This window comes from Pseudomonas sp. EpS/L25 (genome assembly GCF_001512295.1).
GTDB lineage: Bacteria > Pseudomonadota > Gammaproteobacteria > Pseudomonadales > Pseudomonadaceae > Chryseomonas.
Genome location: NZ_LNUP01000015.1, coordinates 829228 through 844160 on the forward strand (window position 1 = coordinate 829228; position 14933 = coordinate 844160).

General features: G+C 53.1%; 14 protein-coding genes and 2 pseudogenes. 5 read left to right on the plus strand and 11 right to left on the minus strand.

The features are described from left to right. Window positions 1-31: 31 nt before the first annotated feature. From AR540_RS20335 to AR540_RS20355, 5 genes are read right to left on the minus strand one after another with little or no spacing between them, the layout of a single operon-like run. Complete coding sequence (locus AR540_RS20335) at window positions 32-1570, minus strand: conjugal transfer protein TraG N-terminal domain-containing protein (protein ID WP_059231469.1); 1539 nt, start codon at window positions 1568-1570, stop codon at window positions 32-34. 22 nt (window positions 1571-1592) lie between these two features. Then, window positions 1593-1979 carry a hypothetical protein gene (locus AR540_RS20340; RefSeq protein ID WP_059231471.1) on the minus strand — a complete coding sequence of 129 codons (387 nt, stop codon included), beginning with the start codon at window positions 1977-1979 and terminating at the stop codon, window positions 1593-1595. Continuing rightward, window positions 1976-3349: an integrating conjugative element protein gene (locus AR540_RS20345; protein ID WP_082707057.1), complete on the minus strand. Its 1374-nt coding sequence runs from the start codon at window positions 3347-3349 to the stop codon at window positions 1976-1978. The genes AR540_RS20340 and AR540_RS20345 overlap by 4 nt, the downstream gene beginning before the upstream one ends. A 17-nt stretch (window positions 3350-3366) precedes the next feature. Next, a complete protein-coding gene (locus AR540_RS20350) occupies window positions 3367-4308 on the minus strand; it encodes a TIGR03756 family integrating conjugative element protein (protein ID WP_059231476.1) in 942 nt (313 codons plus the stop codon). Further along, on the minus strand, window positions 4305-4742 hold the full coding sequence (locus AR540_RS20355; RefSeq protein WP_059231478.1) for a TIGR03757 family integrating conjugative element protein: 438 nt from the start codon (window positions 4740-4742) through the stop codon (window positions 4305-4307). The genes AR540_RS20350 and AR540_RS20355 overlap by 4 nt, the downstream gene beginning before the upstream one ends. Before the next feature lie 483 nt (window positions 4743-5225). On the opposite strand from AR540_RS20355, the gene AR540_RS24980 reads away from it, so the two are divergent. The 4 genes from AR540_RS24980 to AR540_RS20360 all read left to right on the plus strand — a co-directional run bounded on the left by AR540_RS24980 (window position 5226) and on the right by AR540_RS20360 (window position 9570). After that, window positions 5226-6377, plus strand: coding sequence for a mandelate racemase/muconate lactonizing enzyme family protein (locus AR540_RS24980; RefSeq protein WP_082707058.1), 1152 nt, complete (start codon window positions 5226-5228; stop codon window positions 6375-6377). Further along, a complete protein-coding gene (locus tag AR540_RS24985) occupies window positions 6374-7369 on the plus strand; it encodes a LeuA family protein (protein ID WP_082707059.1) in 996 nt (331 codons plus the stop codon). The genes AR540_RS24980 and AR540_RS24985 overlap by 4 nt, the downstream gene beginning before the upstream one ends. Further along, window positions 7369-8133 carry a sulfite exporter TauE/SafE family protein gene (locus AR540_RS24990; RefSeq protein ID WP_236712097.1) on the plus strand — a complete coding sequence of 255 codons (765 nt, stop codon included), beginning with the start codon at window positions 7369-7371 and terminating at the stop codon, window positions 8131-8133. The genes AR540_RS24985 and AR540_RS24990 overlap by 1 nt, the downstream gene beginning before the upstream one ends. Window positions 8134-8484: 351 nt before the next feature. Continuing rightward, window positions 8485-9570: an IS630 family transposase gene (locus AR540_RS20360; RefSeq protein WP_059231480.1), complete on the plus strand. Its 1086-nt coding sequence runs from the start codon at window positions 8485-8487 to the stop codon at window positions 9568-9570. Between the two features lie 22 nt (window positions 9571-9592). On the opposite strand, the pseudogene AR540_RS20365 reads toward AR540_RS20360, so the two are convergent. The 3 genes and pseudogenes from AR540_RS20365 to AR540_RS26670 form a co-directional block, all read right to left on the minus strand. Next, a pseudogene (locus AR540_RS20365) lies at window positions 9593-10198 on the minus strand (IS5 family transposase); the annotation flags it as partial. A gap of 138 nt (window positions 10199-10336) precedes the next feature. Beyond that, window positions 10337-10530 (minus strand): annotated as a pseudogene (locus tag AR540_RS26665) (IS5/IS1182 family transposase); the annotation flags it as partial. Then, complete coding sequence (locus AR540_RS26670; protein ID WP_153014290.1) at window positions 10491-10622, minus strand: transposase; 132 nt, start codon at window positions 10620-10622, stop codon at window positions 10491-10493. The pseudogene AR540_RS26665 and the gene AR540_RS26670, both read right to left, overlap by 40 nt. A gap of 1338 nt (window positions 10623-11960) precedes the next feature. Here AR540_RS26670 and AR540_RS20380 point away from each other — a divergent pair. After that, on the plus strand, window positions 11961-12263 hold the full coding sequence (locus tag AR540_RS20380) for a tyrosine-type recombinase/integrase (protein WP_269085550.1): 303 nt from the start codon (window positions 11961-11963) through the stop codon (window positions 12261-12263). A gap of 118 nt (window positions 12264-12381) precedes the next feature. On the opposite strand, the gene AR540_RS25005 is transcribed toward AR540_RS20380, so the two are convergent. From AR540_RS25005 to AR540_RS25010, 3 genes are all read right to left on the minus strand, one after another. After that, window positions 12382-13176, minus strand: a complete 795-nt coding sequence (locus tag AR540_RS25005; protein ID WP_082707062.1) for a restriction endonuclease — start codon at window positions 13174-13176, stop codon at window positions 12382-12384. Window positions 13177-13260: 84 nt separating this feature from the next. Next, entirely contained in the window at window positions 13261-13995 is a 735-nt protein-coding gene (locus tag AR540_RS20390; RefSeq protein WP_236712098.1) for a hypothetical protein, read from the minus strand. An 84-nt stretch (window positions 13996-14079) separates the two neighbouring features. After that, entirely contained in the window at window positions 14080-14829 is a 750-nt protein-coding gene (locus AR540_RS25010) for a restriction endonuclease (protein WP_082707063.1), read from the minus strand. Window positions 14830-14933: the final 104 nt, after the last annotated feature.

The window sequence follows — 14933 nt, forward strand, 5'->3', positions numbered from 1 at the left end:
AGCCGTGAAATCGGTTCCCTTTAGTTCAGCCCTATTTTGCACCTACGGCCTTCGTCACAACCTCCCCGCCAGTCTGTCCTGCTGATCTTGCAGGTTCGGTTCCCTTCGCCAGCCCCATAACCAAATCTCCTACCTTCACCCCCGCCCAACTCATGGCTGTTATCCAAAACGCCGGCAGCACCAAGAACATCGTGCCCATTACGAAGTCCAGCAGCAGGTCGCCCTGGGCGTTGTTCATGCCCATCATGATGTTGAAGTTCAGGTGGGGAGAGGCGCCCATGATGTTGCCGTACAAGGCGTCGAGGATCGTGCTGTCGACCCAGCGGGCCAGCTGCAGCCAGAAGTCGACAAAGATCAGCGCGAACTGGGCAAAGGTCAGCGTCATGGCAACCTTCAAATCATAGGTCCCCAGCACCAGCACGATGGGGATGCAGATGATGAAGGCCATCTTCAGGAAGGCCAGGACCATCGGCGCTGCCTGTCGCACACTGTCGATGGCCGGGTACATTGCGATGGAGCCTACCGCCTGACCTGCAGTGGCCGTGACTCGCGAGATGCTGCTGCCAATGCTGCCGCCTACCTGGCCGCCGTAGTCGCCATAGACCTGCCCTTGGGTCAGCACCTGCTTGCGGGGCGATACCAGGTCGCGGATCACCTGGTCCTCTACCTCTTGCTGGTTCATCAGTTTCGCCCATTGGGCGAGCTGAGTGATCAGGCTGGGCTCCACCGCCGCTAACAGCCGCGCACGCAATCCGATTGTGCCGTCAGACCACCACTGCGAGCAGGTTGGGTAGCCGCCGCCTCCGGTGGTCTCGGCCAGTCCCGCATCCCGCGTTTTGTCGTAGGGCCAGGCCTTGCGCGGCGTGTGTGAGCGAAAGCCTGAAGCACCATCGCTGTAGTAGCCGCTGGTGCTCAGAAAGAATTTCGAGCCAATCCAGCTGACATCTTCGAACTGCGATGCGGACAGGTTCGGCTGCGTCATGAACAGCTTGGCTCGGGCCTGGGCGTAGCAGTCATTTGTGAAGTCCGCGACCTCCTGGGCCAGCAGCGGATTGCCAATCCGGGTAGCGTTCACCTCCATGCGTAGCTGTTGCAGATCCAGTCCGCATGGAATGCCAGTGACCGCACCCGCGGTAAAGCCCTTCGAGAGGGCATGTACTACTGCCCACCAGATGGGAATCCGGGCGCTCTTGCCATTGAGGGTGCTGAAGCTGGTGCCCCACCCCGTCTCGGATGGCTTCAGCACGTCGACCTGACACTGCTTGGAGCGTGTCTTATCGTACTCAAGGGTGGAGAAACTCAGCACCGAGTTCGGCAAGGGCATGAGCCCGAGCATGATGACGAAGATGGCGACATAGAATCGGTTTTCGATCCGCGCCAGGCTCAGCGCCCCCTTGTTGCCCTCGTCTTGGCCTTCGCCGCGGGCGCGCAACCATTCCTGGATGACGATGGCGGCAAAGGGCGCTGCGAACAGGCCGGTGCTCCCGATCAGATCCCAGATGGCGCCATTGATCAGCCAGCCCACCAGCGTGAGGTAATACTCAAGGTAGTCGTTCGTGTAGAGGGCCATAGGTGTCTTTCTCTGTGTGGCGCTACAGGTGGAGTTGCAGTTCGTAGAGCGCAATGACGGCGATCGCCAACCACTCACACCGGGCCAGGCGCCCGGCACCTTCTGGCAGCTTTCGCAACCGCTGGCGGACTGGCCACCAGCCGGCTGCCAGGGCCGCATACACGAGCAATCTCCAAACCTGCAGACCGCTACGGTGGGCCTCCGCCCACCGCCGGTAACCTGCAACGTTGCCAAACAGCTGTTGGATCAGCAGGCTACAGGCCAGCGCCAGTAGCACCGTGGTAAGCAAGATCACCGCTACCCAAGCGAAGCCCTTCAAGCCGCCCTTGGCGAGTCGCAATACCGGGTTCTGCTTCCGCTCGCGGTTGACCTGCGGACGGCGGTCCGAAGAAACATTGCTCATGATCATTCGCCCTTCTTGACGGGGTTTTCGACGCGATCCAGTCGGTTCGGCATGGGGTCGCCCTGGAAGATGGTCTTGGAAGCATCCTTGCGCAGCGCAGCGCGCTGCAGGATGGTGGTGGGCGAGTTGCCGGCCAGCTCTCGGCGCATGTCCAGCTCGGTCTTGAGGTTCTGGATCTCGGTCTGCAGGTTGGCGGCGTTCTGATCGACCTGCTGCTGGGCGACCTGGTTGGCCGCGACATTGGGCTCCTGCCGGCCGGCGGCCAGGGTGCGCGTCAGGGACAGCGCCTTCTCGATGACATCGGCTAGGGAGACTTCAGACACGAGCCGCTTGGCCAGCACGTCCTGGTCCTGCTCGGTGCGTAGCGACTCGATAATGCCCCGGGTGATCGGGATGGAGTTGCTACCCGCCGCGGCCAGGTTCTCGGCTGTCATCGGCTGGGTGCCGGCGATCAGCGCATTCACCGCCTTGAGCTTGGTGTCGTAGGTTTCCTGGATCAGCGGCGTCAGGCCGGCCCCGGCCTGGGTCACGGTCTTCTGGCAGTTGTCGCAGGTCTGCTGCTGTTGCTCGCCCAGTACGCGGGTGGCGAACGTCGCGGCTTCTTGCGGCGAGGACCAGGTACTGCAGACGAGACCACCGTTGCAGCTGCTGGCCGGGATCGAGCCGGTGGCGGTGGGCGAGCGGCCGCTCAGCAGGTTGTAACCGGCCTTGGTGACGTCACTGACCACCTTGATGGGCGGCTGGCTGCTGCCGCCAGCCTTGCTCCCGCCGACCCAGGTCACGCCCTCGTTCCCGCTTTTCTGCTCGACTTGGTTGATGGCAGCGACGGCGTCGGTGGTGCCGGCGGCGGCCGACTTCATCGCTTCCCCCTCGGCGAGCTTGTTCCAGCCGACCTGGCCGCCGGCGACATCGAGCATCTTGTCGGCGATCGCGCGGCAGGTGCCCTTCGAGCGATCGAAGTCCAGGCGCGCCTGGCCAATGCCGTTGGTGATGAGGTTGTACAGGCCCGGGTTGGCGCGTTGCAGGATAAGTCCGGGGAGGGAGCCGACGGCGGCAGTGGCATTCTGCAGTACCGAACTCATGATGGTCTGGAAGCCTTGGGTGACGCCGTTGAGCTGGTTCTGCAGGGTGTTGGTCAGGCTCATGTTTCCGCAGATCAGGTTGGTGTTCCAGCCACCGCCAATCTGGAGGCTGTCCATGTTGCCAACGCTGCCCATCGACACGGCGTTGCCGCCGCCGATGCTGTAGAGCACGTCGTCGCCGATGACGCTGCCCTGTTTTTGCACGCGATAGGGCTCGACTGCCTGAACAGCGCTGCCGAGGAGAAGACCGGCCAAGCAGGTGCTGGCCAGCAGGGTGAGGCGAATGGTGCTCATGATCGACGGCTCCCTGATCATTGAAAGTCGGTACTGCCCAGGAAGACCTGGCCTTCACGCTTGCAGCAGCTGTAGGGGCGCCACAGCGCCCAGGCATAGGCGCCCACGGCGTCTTGGACGTGTGGACCTGGGTTGGGAAAGGCCGCGCAGCTCTGGCTCAGCGTGGGCGTGAGCTCCTGCCACTTGCCGGTGGTGGCGTCGCCCTCGAGCAGCTCACCAGCGGGCCAGTAGCCGTCTTCGGCCTGGGCCAGCAGCGACTGGTAGACGTGGATCTGGCCCGAGCGCGTGACCACGTCGCCGGCGCGCTGGGCCATGACCGCGGCGGCCTTGTAGTCGTCGGGCTGATGCAGGAAGCCGCTGCGCGGATAGACGTTGCCCCAGAGGTCGCCGGACAGGGTGCTGCCTACCTCACGTTTGCCAGGGATCAGGGCCTCGGGATAGACCATCTCGGGGATGCCGTACCGCCAAGCCAGGTAGTCGTAGTTGCTCAGCAGGTAGGGCATGTAGGCCGTGCCGGCGCCCTTGCAGGTGTAGCCGGATCCGCTGGCAAACTGGCTGAAGGCGTAGCCGCCCGGATGACCGATGACGTCGGCGTTCTTGAACTTGGCGATGCTGTTCTCGGGGGCATGATTGGTACCGGGGTCACCTCCACCCGCAGCAACGCTGCTGACGGGACTGAAGGAGGCCATCTCCGTCCAGGGGTTTTCGCCGGTGTTGGCGTAGCTCGACACCACGGCGTCGGGCACGAAGTGCCGTACCTTGACTGAGGTCTTCACCTGGCAGCTGTACGGGGTGCAGAACAGCCAGTAGCAGATGCCGACCACCTTGTATTCCAGGCAGTCTGGCGAGAGCGAGGACGACACGATGGTCGCCGTGGTGATCGCCGCCGTGGCCTGCAGGCTGGTGGTGAGGGGGATGGCCAGCGCGAGGCGCCGTAGCCGCTGTAGTGGCCGGCTCATCGTCCGCTGCTCTGATAGCGCTCGATTCTGGCCACCGCCGCCGCCACGTCGGGCTGGCCGTAGACCACATAGCGGCGATCCACGACCACGGCGGGCAGCTTGGTGACGCCCAGGCTCCAGACATCGGCGACGTCTTGGTGGGCCGTGGCGAGGTCACGGCCCAGCTGTTGGGCTGCGGCGGAACGCAGGCGCTGTTGCATCAGGGCTGCTGCTTGGCGCGGATCTGTGGGGAGGCCTTCGGAGAGCTGTTGCTCAAGGCGCTCTGGAGTGTCCAGCAGCACGACGCGGGCGCCGGCCAGGTTGACCAGCGGGTGGGCGTGGTCGGAGATCGCCAGGACGTCGGCGTGGGCCAATGGGAGGCAGCAGCTGGCCAGGACAAAGCCCAGCAGGCGGGCTTTCAGGCCTGCTGTGAGGGTAGGAGGGAAGATGGGCATGCGCGGTACCAGGCAGATGAAGTGGCTGGTACAGAAAACGCGATCAGGTGGGCTGGGTCAGCGGGAAACCATATTCAGGTCGCTAGAGGTTGCAAAACCTTCCATATGGGACGCTTCGGTCCATGTGATGGGTGAGCCTGTATGCGTACATTCCCGGTTATCGGTTTTCAACTTCTTGAGTGTGGATGAGCCGGCAGCGCCTTGATAAATAGACTCGATTCATCAGCGGTGGTAATACGTCTGGCATTTTTGCGTGGTTGTTACTTGCTCAAGGTTTGGCAGGCCTACGAAGATTGATCATGGGAAATGATTTTTTGCTATCGGATATTGTAGTGTTTATTAGTGTGATTTTAGTTGTGGCGAGAATCAATAAGTTTTCCGTCTTAAGGTTTTCATAAGCTAACGCTCTCTATCGTTAGTCATAAGTCGTCCAATCATGCGTGGCACCTCGCGTGTCGTTGATGCTGGCAATGGAGAGGAAGAATGCGTATTCGTATGGCTGATATCTATCTTGTAGAGATTCCCTATAAGCAAGCATATAAGACGTCAACGAACATGACTAAAAAAGGAAGGCACGTTTTACTCCGAGTAGAGCTTGAGGATGGAACTGAGGGGTGGGGCGAAACTGGAATAATTTCGCAACGTTACCCTGCAGAAGGTGACTCTCCAGAAACAATTTTTGCCGTACTAGAGCACTATTTTTGTCCCGCACTAATAGGTATGTGTCCTCTCGTTCCCGCGGTCATAATGGAAGTTCTAGATCGCGCACTCCGCGGACATCAATTCGCAAAATGTGCAATAGATCATGCCCTGTTGGATCTGCAGGGTAAGATACTTGGTACCTCCGTCTCAAACCTGCTTGGTGGATCTCACCGTAACGAGTATGACGTGAGTAGAAGTTTGCCTATTGATAAGCCGGAAAAAGTAGCGAATCGGGCTCTCCAGCTACGCGACGAGGGTTATAAGAGATTGACTCTCAAAGGCGTTGGAAATGTCACTGAAGACTACGCAGTGTTCCACGCTGTTAGGAAAGCTTTGGGCGAAGGTTTTGAGTTGGAGATCGATCCTAACGGTGCGTATGATGCTCCTTCAGCCGTAAACTTGTTGAGGAAATTAGAGCAGCTCGATCTCTATGCGGTTGAACAACCCACTGCTGGGAACGATCTTCGGGCGTTGAGTGAGGTGAAGTCAAAGGTTAGTGTCTCGGTGATAGCGGATGAAAGTGTTTTTACCACCCGAGACCTGAGAGAGATCATCAAATTGGATGCGGCGGATACGATCTGTCTGAAACCATTTAAAAATGGAGGGATACTGGCTTCTCGGAAGCTACAGCATGCCGCAGAGTGTTCTGGCTTAAGAGTCAGTACTGGGAGTATGCATCCTTTCGGCATAGGCACCGCCGCGCTACATATATTTGCTGCCGGAATTTCCGATCTTATGACTGCTGGCTACGGGTCTCCCTCCGAGAGATTTGCCGACGACGTGGTGGATGAGGCCAGCTATAGATTTGAAAATGGCACAGTGAAAATAAATAATGATCGGCCCGGTTTAGGAGTACTGGTAAACAAAAGCAAAGTGCAAAGATACACATCAAAGTACGCTTCCGTTAGCCAAAGAAACGGGGCTATACAATGAATATGCACTCTGTTTGTATAGTGGATTGTACCCTTCGTGAGGGCAATCAAGCGCCAAATGTAAAATTTAGCGTCAGCGATTCTTTGACCATTGCGCGTCAGCTCGATAGGGTCGGGGTAGATTTCATTGAGGTAGGTCACCCCTACGCGTCCGAAGAAGAATTCTCAAGGGTGGCCTCCATTGCTAAAAATCAGCCTAAAGCTTTTGTACTAGCCCATGCTCGTGCTTGTGCGGTTGACATCGAGGCAGTGGCTAAAACTGGGGCTTCTTGGGTTGGGATCTTCGCTGGAGTAAATAAGGCTTCGCAAGACTATAGGATTCGGAAAGGAAAAGACGCAATCTTGGAACTGATAGCTAAAAGTGTGGATTTGGCAAAAGAAAGAGGGCTTTTTGTTCGCTACACGGTTGAAGATTCTTCTCGAACAAGCATGCAAGATCTAATTCAGGCCTACGATGTCGCTCTGAGTCATGGGGCTGATCGGATATGTTTCGCTGATTCAGTTGGGATATATGATCCTGTCAAGTGTGAGCAAGCTATTAGTGAATTAAGGGGCCGCTTTCCTATGGTTCCTATCGAAGTCCATTTTCATGATGATAGAGGGCTGGCTTTAGCTAATTCCTTAGCAGCGCTGTCCGCGGGCGCAACACATATATCCTGTTCTGTGAATGGGCTGGGCGAGCGTGCGGGCATTACGGACACTTGCTCCGCTATCGCAAATCTCGCATATATCAAAAGTCGAGCTGACTATTTGTTGGCGGAGCTGGTGCCACTTAGTCGTTTGGTTGCTGAAACCACCAAGATTCAGCCGGATGCTCAGCGTCCTGTTGTAGGGAAAAATTGTTTCACGCATACCTCTAAGTTACATGTAATTGCATCATCTCGTTATGAGGATTGCTATCATTGGATGAGTCCCAAAGAGCTAGGGCGGAGCTCAATTTTTTCTTCGTTGGATGCTAGTTTGGATGCTAATGTAGATAGGGAGGGTTGTTGATGCATGACCCAATAAGTATCACTATTCTATTGTTTTTGCTGGGCATGGTAACAGGTTTTATCGGCACCAATACCGGGGGAAGTGCTTTTCTAACGGTGCCTGTAATGATGTGGCTAGGAATCTCGCCCCAGTCAGCGATTGCATCAGCAAGGGTGGCATCAGTTGGGACAATGATCGGAGGGATTAGGCAGTTTCATAAGCAAAAGAAAGTTGACTATTTTCTAGCGATCCCTGCCTCGGTGTTAGGGTTGATTGGCGCTATCTGTGGTGCGCTACTTCTAACTCAGTTGAGTGCTCCAACGGTACAAAGAATTATTGGAGCTTTTACTCTGATAATGGTGGGTCTCTCGATTTTTAAACTAAAAAAAGAAGTGTCGGCGGCAGCAGGAAGCCCTTCGGCTATGAAGAGGCTATTAGGATATCTTCTGTTTATAGGAATCGGTATGGTTGGTGGGCTTTTTGGTGGGCAGGCAAAACTCGCTACCTATGTCTATATAATTTTTTTTGATAAGTCTATAAGTGATTCTGTCGGTACTCGGAAGGTCAGTGGGTTGGTAATATCCCTCGCTTCATTGGCGGTATATGGAATAAGTCAAGTCGTCAATTGGTGGTTTGGGATGTCACTGTTCTTCGGTACTTTAATAGGGTCATCTTTTGGTTCTAAGTACGCGTTAAGGAAAGGGGATGTGTGGATGGAGCGGCTATTCAATGGGGTCGTTATAGTGCTTGCGTTACGTCTGTTGGTTGCGCCTCCTGCATTTTGAAGTGTATTTATGTCAGTGTTTTTCTGAAAAATTATTCCAATACGTTAAGAGTCTAAATCAGGTAGGATGTCTAAGGCCTGCGAATGCATTTCGTACGGCAGTTTGATTCAGCTTCTTTTCTTCTCGCTGTCCTGCCAATAACCTCGGCGCTCGGAAAATTGCGTCGCAAGGGCGGTATCCCCACGGCGAAGGGCAGCCAGTACCTCTTCATCCGCGATGTCACGAAAAAGGGTGAAGAGCAATCGCTCGGCCGATTCCATGGCTTCCCGCTAGTGTGGTGTTTCAGAAATAAAATTCATATATCGATGGTCTAAACTCGTAGAGCTATGGTTTACGAACTTGGAGCCAGAGATGAGAACAGGTCGCCCTGCTGCTCCCATCGTGCTCGATGACGAGGAGCGAGTGGAACTGCTGCGTCGTACGCGGCAGCGCAAAGCTTCCGCTGATTCACGTTTGCGTGCGGAAATCATCCTTGCCTGTGCCCGGGGTGAACCGGGAACAGCCATTGCCCAGCGCCTTGGCATCGGTGTCCATACGGTCTCACGCTGGCGGATCCGCTTCAGTCGGTGGCGCCTTGACGGGTTGAATGACGAGCGCAAGCCAGGCCGCCCTCGCACGATTACCGATCAACAGGTGCAGGCGGTCATCGACCAGGTCTTGCAGACCAAGCCCCGCGATGCCAGTCACTGGAGCACCCGACGTATGAGCCAGGCCACCGGGATCTCACCGGCCAGCGTGATGCGTATCTGGCAGGCCTTTGGCCTCAAACCGCATTTGACAAAGACCTTCAAGCTGTCCACCGATCCGGCCTTCGTCGACAAGGTTCACGATATCGTCGGGCTGTATCTCAATCCGCCTGACCGGGCGCTGGTGCTCTGCGTCGATGAAAAAAGCCAGATCCAGGCCTTGAATCGAACGCAACCCAGCTTGCCCTTGGCCCCAGGGCACCCTACGACCCATACCCATGACGACCAACGTCATGGCACGACGTCGTTGTTCGCCGCCTTGGATGTAGCCACCGGGGAAGTGATCGGTCGCTTGAAACAGCGGCACCGCAGTACCGAATTCCTGGCGTTCCTCAAAGAGATCGATGCCCAGGTACCGCCCGACCTGCCCGTTCACCTGATCATGGATAACTACGCCACGCACAAGACCGACAAGATCAAGGCCTGGCTCGCCACTCATCCCCGCTATCAGGTGCACTTCACGCCCACGTCTGCTTCATGGCTGAACCTGGTGGAGCGCTTCTTTTCGACCCTGAGCGAGAAATGGATCAAACGCCAAGCCCATACCAGCGTGCAGGATCTGGAAGAGTCGATCAGGCATTATTTGGACACCCACAATGCCAATCCCAGGCCTTTTCGTTGGTACAGGAAGGCCGAGGATATCCTCGCGAGTGTCAGCCGTGCGGCTCAGGCAATGAAGCAGAAATTATGAGCTTTATTTCTGAAACACCACACTAGGCTCTGTACGAAAAATACTGGCGCAGACAGCGCAGCGTGCAAGCGAGCGTGACCATCGCCGCGAAACTTTTTGCCAGCTTGTCGTAGCGAGTGCCGATCCTGCGACTCTCCTTCAGCCAGCCGAACATCCGCTCGATGATGTTGCGTTGTCGGTACTTCGGACGGTCGAACAGCCTCGGCAATCCCGGTTTGGGCTTGCGCTTCATCGTTCGCAGCGGAATCACAGGCCGCATCCGGTAACGGTCGCAGTACTGGCGCAAGTGCTCAGCATCGTAGCCCTTGTCTGCCAGCAACCAGCGGCAGCGCTTGCGGGGACGGCCTGGCTTGCCAGGGATACGAACTTGATCCAGAAGAGCCTGGGCATTCGAGATGTCGCTGGCCTGACCCGGCGACAATACAAAGCGTAGGGGGACGCCGTTGGCGTCGCAAACCAGGTGGATCTTAGGCTTTGTCTGAAAAGTCGACGCGCCAACAGCGATCAATGCAGGCCAGAGTGACCATCGCCTTGAAGCTGCTGGCCAGCTGGTCGAACCGGGTGCAGAGCCGGCGTTTTTCCTTGAGCGAGCTGAAAAGGCGTTCGATCGTATTGCGCTGGCGTCAACAATTGCGAGGTCTGCCTCTGATGCCTGGCAGACGCACCTGTTCTAGTAGGGGAATGAAATGCGGTGAGTCGGCCTGCTGCCCTGGCGACAGCGTAAAGGCCAGCGGACCCCCCGGGCATCACAGAGCAGATGGAGCTTGGTACCTAGCCCACCACGGCCACGGCCCAGCGCATGATCTAGCGGTTCGTCCGGGCCCCCTTTTTTCCGCCTCCGGAGGCGGCTCGTGTGGCACGGATGGTGGCTAAATCGATCATCCAGGTGTCCAGATCGAGATAGCCATCCTGGCGCAGTTTCAGGCGCAGACGCGCCAGGATGCGCTCGAAGGTCCCGCGTCGTGGCGCCATTGCCGAAAGCGCGGGTAGACCGTCGTCCAAGGGCCATAGCGCTCGGGCAGGTCACGCCATTTAGCGCCCGAGCCCAGGATCTAGAAGATGCCATTGAGCATTCGCCGCTCATCCCGGCGTGGGCGCCCCATCCTCTGGGGTGGGGAAACGATCTCTTCGATCAATGCCCAAAGCTCGTTCGAAAGGTTGTAAAGCTCGGTCATGCTGGCCTCCGCTGCTATCACAGCGGCCCGCTAGCTAACACGACTTTTCAGACAAACCCTAAGTAAATCTAGCTCACTCTCAGCTAGCAGTGTACGAATCACATCGTAAGATCTTACTAATTATCGTGATTTGATTTTAGATCAAGTGTCAAAAAGCGCACCGCAAAAGCTTAAGGTGACAATTGACTGACTCGCTCGTGACACTGGTGAATCAACTGGAAAAAGAAATACTTTATTCGGGAAATTTTGATGAAAGAGCTTAATAGCGAAAAATAGAGAGTCAATAGATTTACTATTTTTTTGGCGGAAGCCAAATAAGCCGATGCAATAAAGCCTATTGCAATAAAAAAATTTGATATTTTTTTAATAAATTGTTACTTCTCTATCAGTCAGCGAAAAAGCAAGCTCGGAATTATTACTTGAATATTCTGCTTAGCTCGCATTGACACGCGCTGTTATGAGCAACGACTTTCTGTTGAGAAGTGAGTACATTCTGAGATGAAAATATCACGACCTGCTATGCGAAAAGAACTAATAGAACGTATTTTTAAATTTGAAACTTTAAAGCATAGATGCAGACAAGAACAAACATCAATCAGACTATACCAAAAAATATCATTGATAGTAGCTAGAAAGATGAAGGTGATGTCTTTAGATGATAGACGCTTCGTTGACGCCATTGCTATTTATCATATAATAACGAGCAAAGAAATAGACACAAAACATGCTTGGAGCCTGTACAAAAAGATAAAGAATCAGCTTAACGAATACCAACGCCTAATTGTACTTAGTCATTTGGTACAAAGGCACGATTACAAATTCACTCATAAGAAAGAAATCAGGGAAGAATTCTACAGCATCGACCTGAATGGACTGAAAAACTCAGGCAATTATATAAAAAACTTGTTTGTACACTCGAAATTAGAGTCTATCGAAAAGTTTATTTCACAAGCTTAACCTCTCCATATTTTACGCCTTGTATTTGATTTTATCTTTCAATCTAACCTCATCGAGAGGTTCCATTCTCAGCATTTGCTTCATAAAAGAAAATTTATCGTCCGATTTCGCACTATTTCTTACTACATCAGGAAGAACAGTACAATCAGCAGCTACCCCCTGTGTCAAAAGCCCTTCCGTCCAACTCCATCTCTCCTAAAATCCTTCTGATTTTTGTGCCGCTGTAGAGACTATCTTCAATCGCAGCCTGAGCGAATTCTGCTAGAGAAATACCGTGATGGGCTGATAGTGCGGCTTAAGCAAATATATGAAATCGAGCATATTTCCACCCGACAGTACGCACGGATCGTCAAAGCCTGGGTGACAGCGATTGGTTTGGATCCCGCCTTGTACGGAACCCATACCCTGCGGCGAACCAAGGCATCGCTGATCTACCGCAGGACAAAGAACCTCAGGGCCGTACAGCTCTTACTGGGCCATACGAAGCTGGAAAGCACTGTCAGGTACCTTGGCATCGAGGTAGACGATGCTCTGGAGATGGCCGAGCAGACAGAGGTTTAGCCGCATGACCTGGCGACGGCTGCGGGGCCGTCGCTATCCGGCCAAAAGCGGTCACTAACGCAGCACTCTTCGAAAAATCTTGAGCGCAGCGGAAGATCTTTCCGACAGCAGTATTTTGTTAAATGCGAACTTCGATATTGGGTAGTTCACCCTTGTAGTACTCTGCAATTAGATCCTTTCTGGAAGCTGGAAGAGTTATAAATGGCTTATCTTGAAGTGCGCCTGGAGGCACAAATAACACAGCCGCACCGCAACCTCTCATCTCGAAGAACTCTAATTGCAATAAGAACGCCCGGAAAACGTATTGAGGCATACCTCTTACGCACCATTGATTAGCGCTAAGCTGCGCTTCTTTAAAAGCCCGTTCGGCATGGACCTTGGAGTAAAAAAGAAGCATTTCAGGCCGATTAGTTGTTGGGTGCGGATAAGCAAAAAAACTACCAGTAACTCGACCATCTCTTTTTTCCATGATGGTCCAGAACGGCTCCCCGACTGTACTTTCATCGGGTAGCGCCACAGCTTTAAGCCTTTCTGCCAGCAAATCGTTAAATCTCGGCAGGTCGTCAACCGTGAGAAGCATAACATCGTTGTCTTCGGCAATTGCGTGAGCAAGCTTCTGATATCCGAGCCTAGAAACCATAACTTTTTGGATATTTCTGGCGTTAGCAAGTTTTCCAAAAAATGTAGCCACATGCCCATTATCAACTGGTCGACCGTGATCTTTGCATTCAATTGCAACCTTGTGAGTAATCCCCGCCTTCTCAAACTGATAGTAAACATCTACTTGGTGAGAGCGACCAAACTTATCAACAATTTGAACATCTTGACCAACTACTATACCTTCATCTTTCATGTTGAGAAGAAAGGAATATACCTGCTGGACATGCTTTTCTAATTCTATTCCAGATCTCATAATTTCGTTAATAATTTAAAGATCGGTTAAGAGGCGGGGTTTAACGTGTCCCGAGCGAGCAAAGCGAGCGGCTCAAACCAATTGTTAAACTCCATTCTTCGCGATTAGCTTCTTGGAGTGCTCTAACTGCTCCTTTACCCATTCAGGCCTATATATCTCGAACTGGACTTGGTTAGGGTTGCCCAGTTTAAATGTGGGCTTTATAAGTTTGGCGCCCATCTCTCCGGCCACATCGAAAGAAGCCTGAGCCACTTTCTCCCACGCCGATGCCGCCAGCTCTGTGATTTCTGTCTCTGGAAAATGAGACAGCCTCCATTGTCTTTGAACGCAGGTGTACTCGCCTCCACCGTCTTCTTCAGTGTAAAGAATACCCATGAAGTCAGTGTCTTTTGCCGCAAAATAAATATATTTCTTTATTGCTTCTCTACTATCACTCAAAGGGTCAATCGGTAGGCCTAGCCCTAGCTTCATACCTCTCCCCCGAGTAAAGCCAACACTTCCTCGACTTGCTGGCTTTAGCATTTCCTTGTGAACAACGACGTCTCGTTGCTTATACAGATATGCTATTAATGGGTCGCTTGATAGTTCAGATTTTTTTGCAACCACAAGCTTGCTCAGTTCTTTACTTCCTTGAACCTCCATTGAAACCAGCTGCATGATTTCCTTTAGGGTTCTAAGGAATGAGTTTAAAGACCACCTGAACTTGTCGGCGGAGTGGTAGTTCTCCTCCATTAGACGAATGAACCAAGAAGCCTCGTGAATTCGATCAAATGATGATGATAGCAAGTCGAATACTTTTCTATTTGGACACTCTTCCATGTCTATCCTTGAAGCTTAAAGGCTGGTTAACAGGCTGGCTTTAGCCAGTCTCAGGTGAGCGAAGCAAACGGTTTGAAGCATTTTTTATGAAACAGAATCGCGTAATTTTCGGAAGCTACGGATGGCTTCTTCTCCGTATAACGTAGACTCTTCAAGAAACTCACGATAAGAACTCGCATTTAATAATTTTTCTGGAAGCTTTTTGAGTAGAATGGAATTTTGGGGGAGATGATCTACGATTGGGAGTGCTGTGATTGGATCATTTTTGAACACTCTGTGGTATGGAGTGAAAGTCATCATTAACCAGCCAAATTCATCATGCTTTTCTTTTAATCCCAAGTACTCCTGCTGCTGATTTTCGTCCAGATCTTTAAACCATTTTGGTAGAAATGGCTCTGCGTAAGTCATTAAAGGATCAAGCCGCTCTGCGATTTGAGGGGAAAAGAAATTTTCGTACCAACTTAGCTCGAATTTGTCTTGAAGCTCTCGCCATGTAACCAATTCGGTATTAGTAAGCTCGGCCGCTTTATATGAGCCCTCTTGAAAGCCTGCAAGTGAAACAATATATCCCGCATTAGCTCCGATATCGGCAATAACTGTTCTAAATCCATGCACTACATTCTGTGGTATGCGCGCTTTCCAATGTTTGCACTCACAGACAATTGAGTATTTTCGTCCTTTAACTTCCTCTTGAGCATATACATCAAGCTCGACTTCGCCGCGTACCGTCTGTACTTTTTTCTCGATCTCCACTGAGAATCCGCACTCTTCTAATAGGCGGCCTACCTCATTTTGGAGATCATTCCAGTTTTCAGGGATGCTTGATGTGATCATGGCTCTTTTTCAGAATTATAAACAGACACTAATTTGTGGATAAAATCCTCTTGCAGGCGGCGCTGACAGCTCTAGGATGCGCTTGCTGAGCCAACACTGGAGTT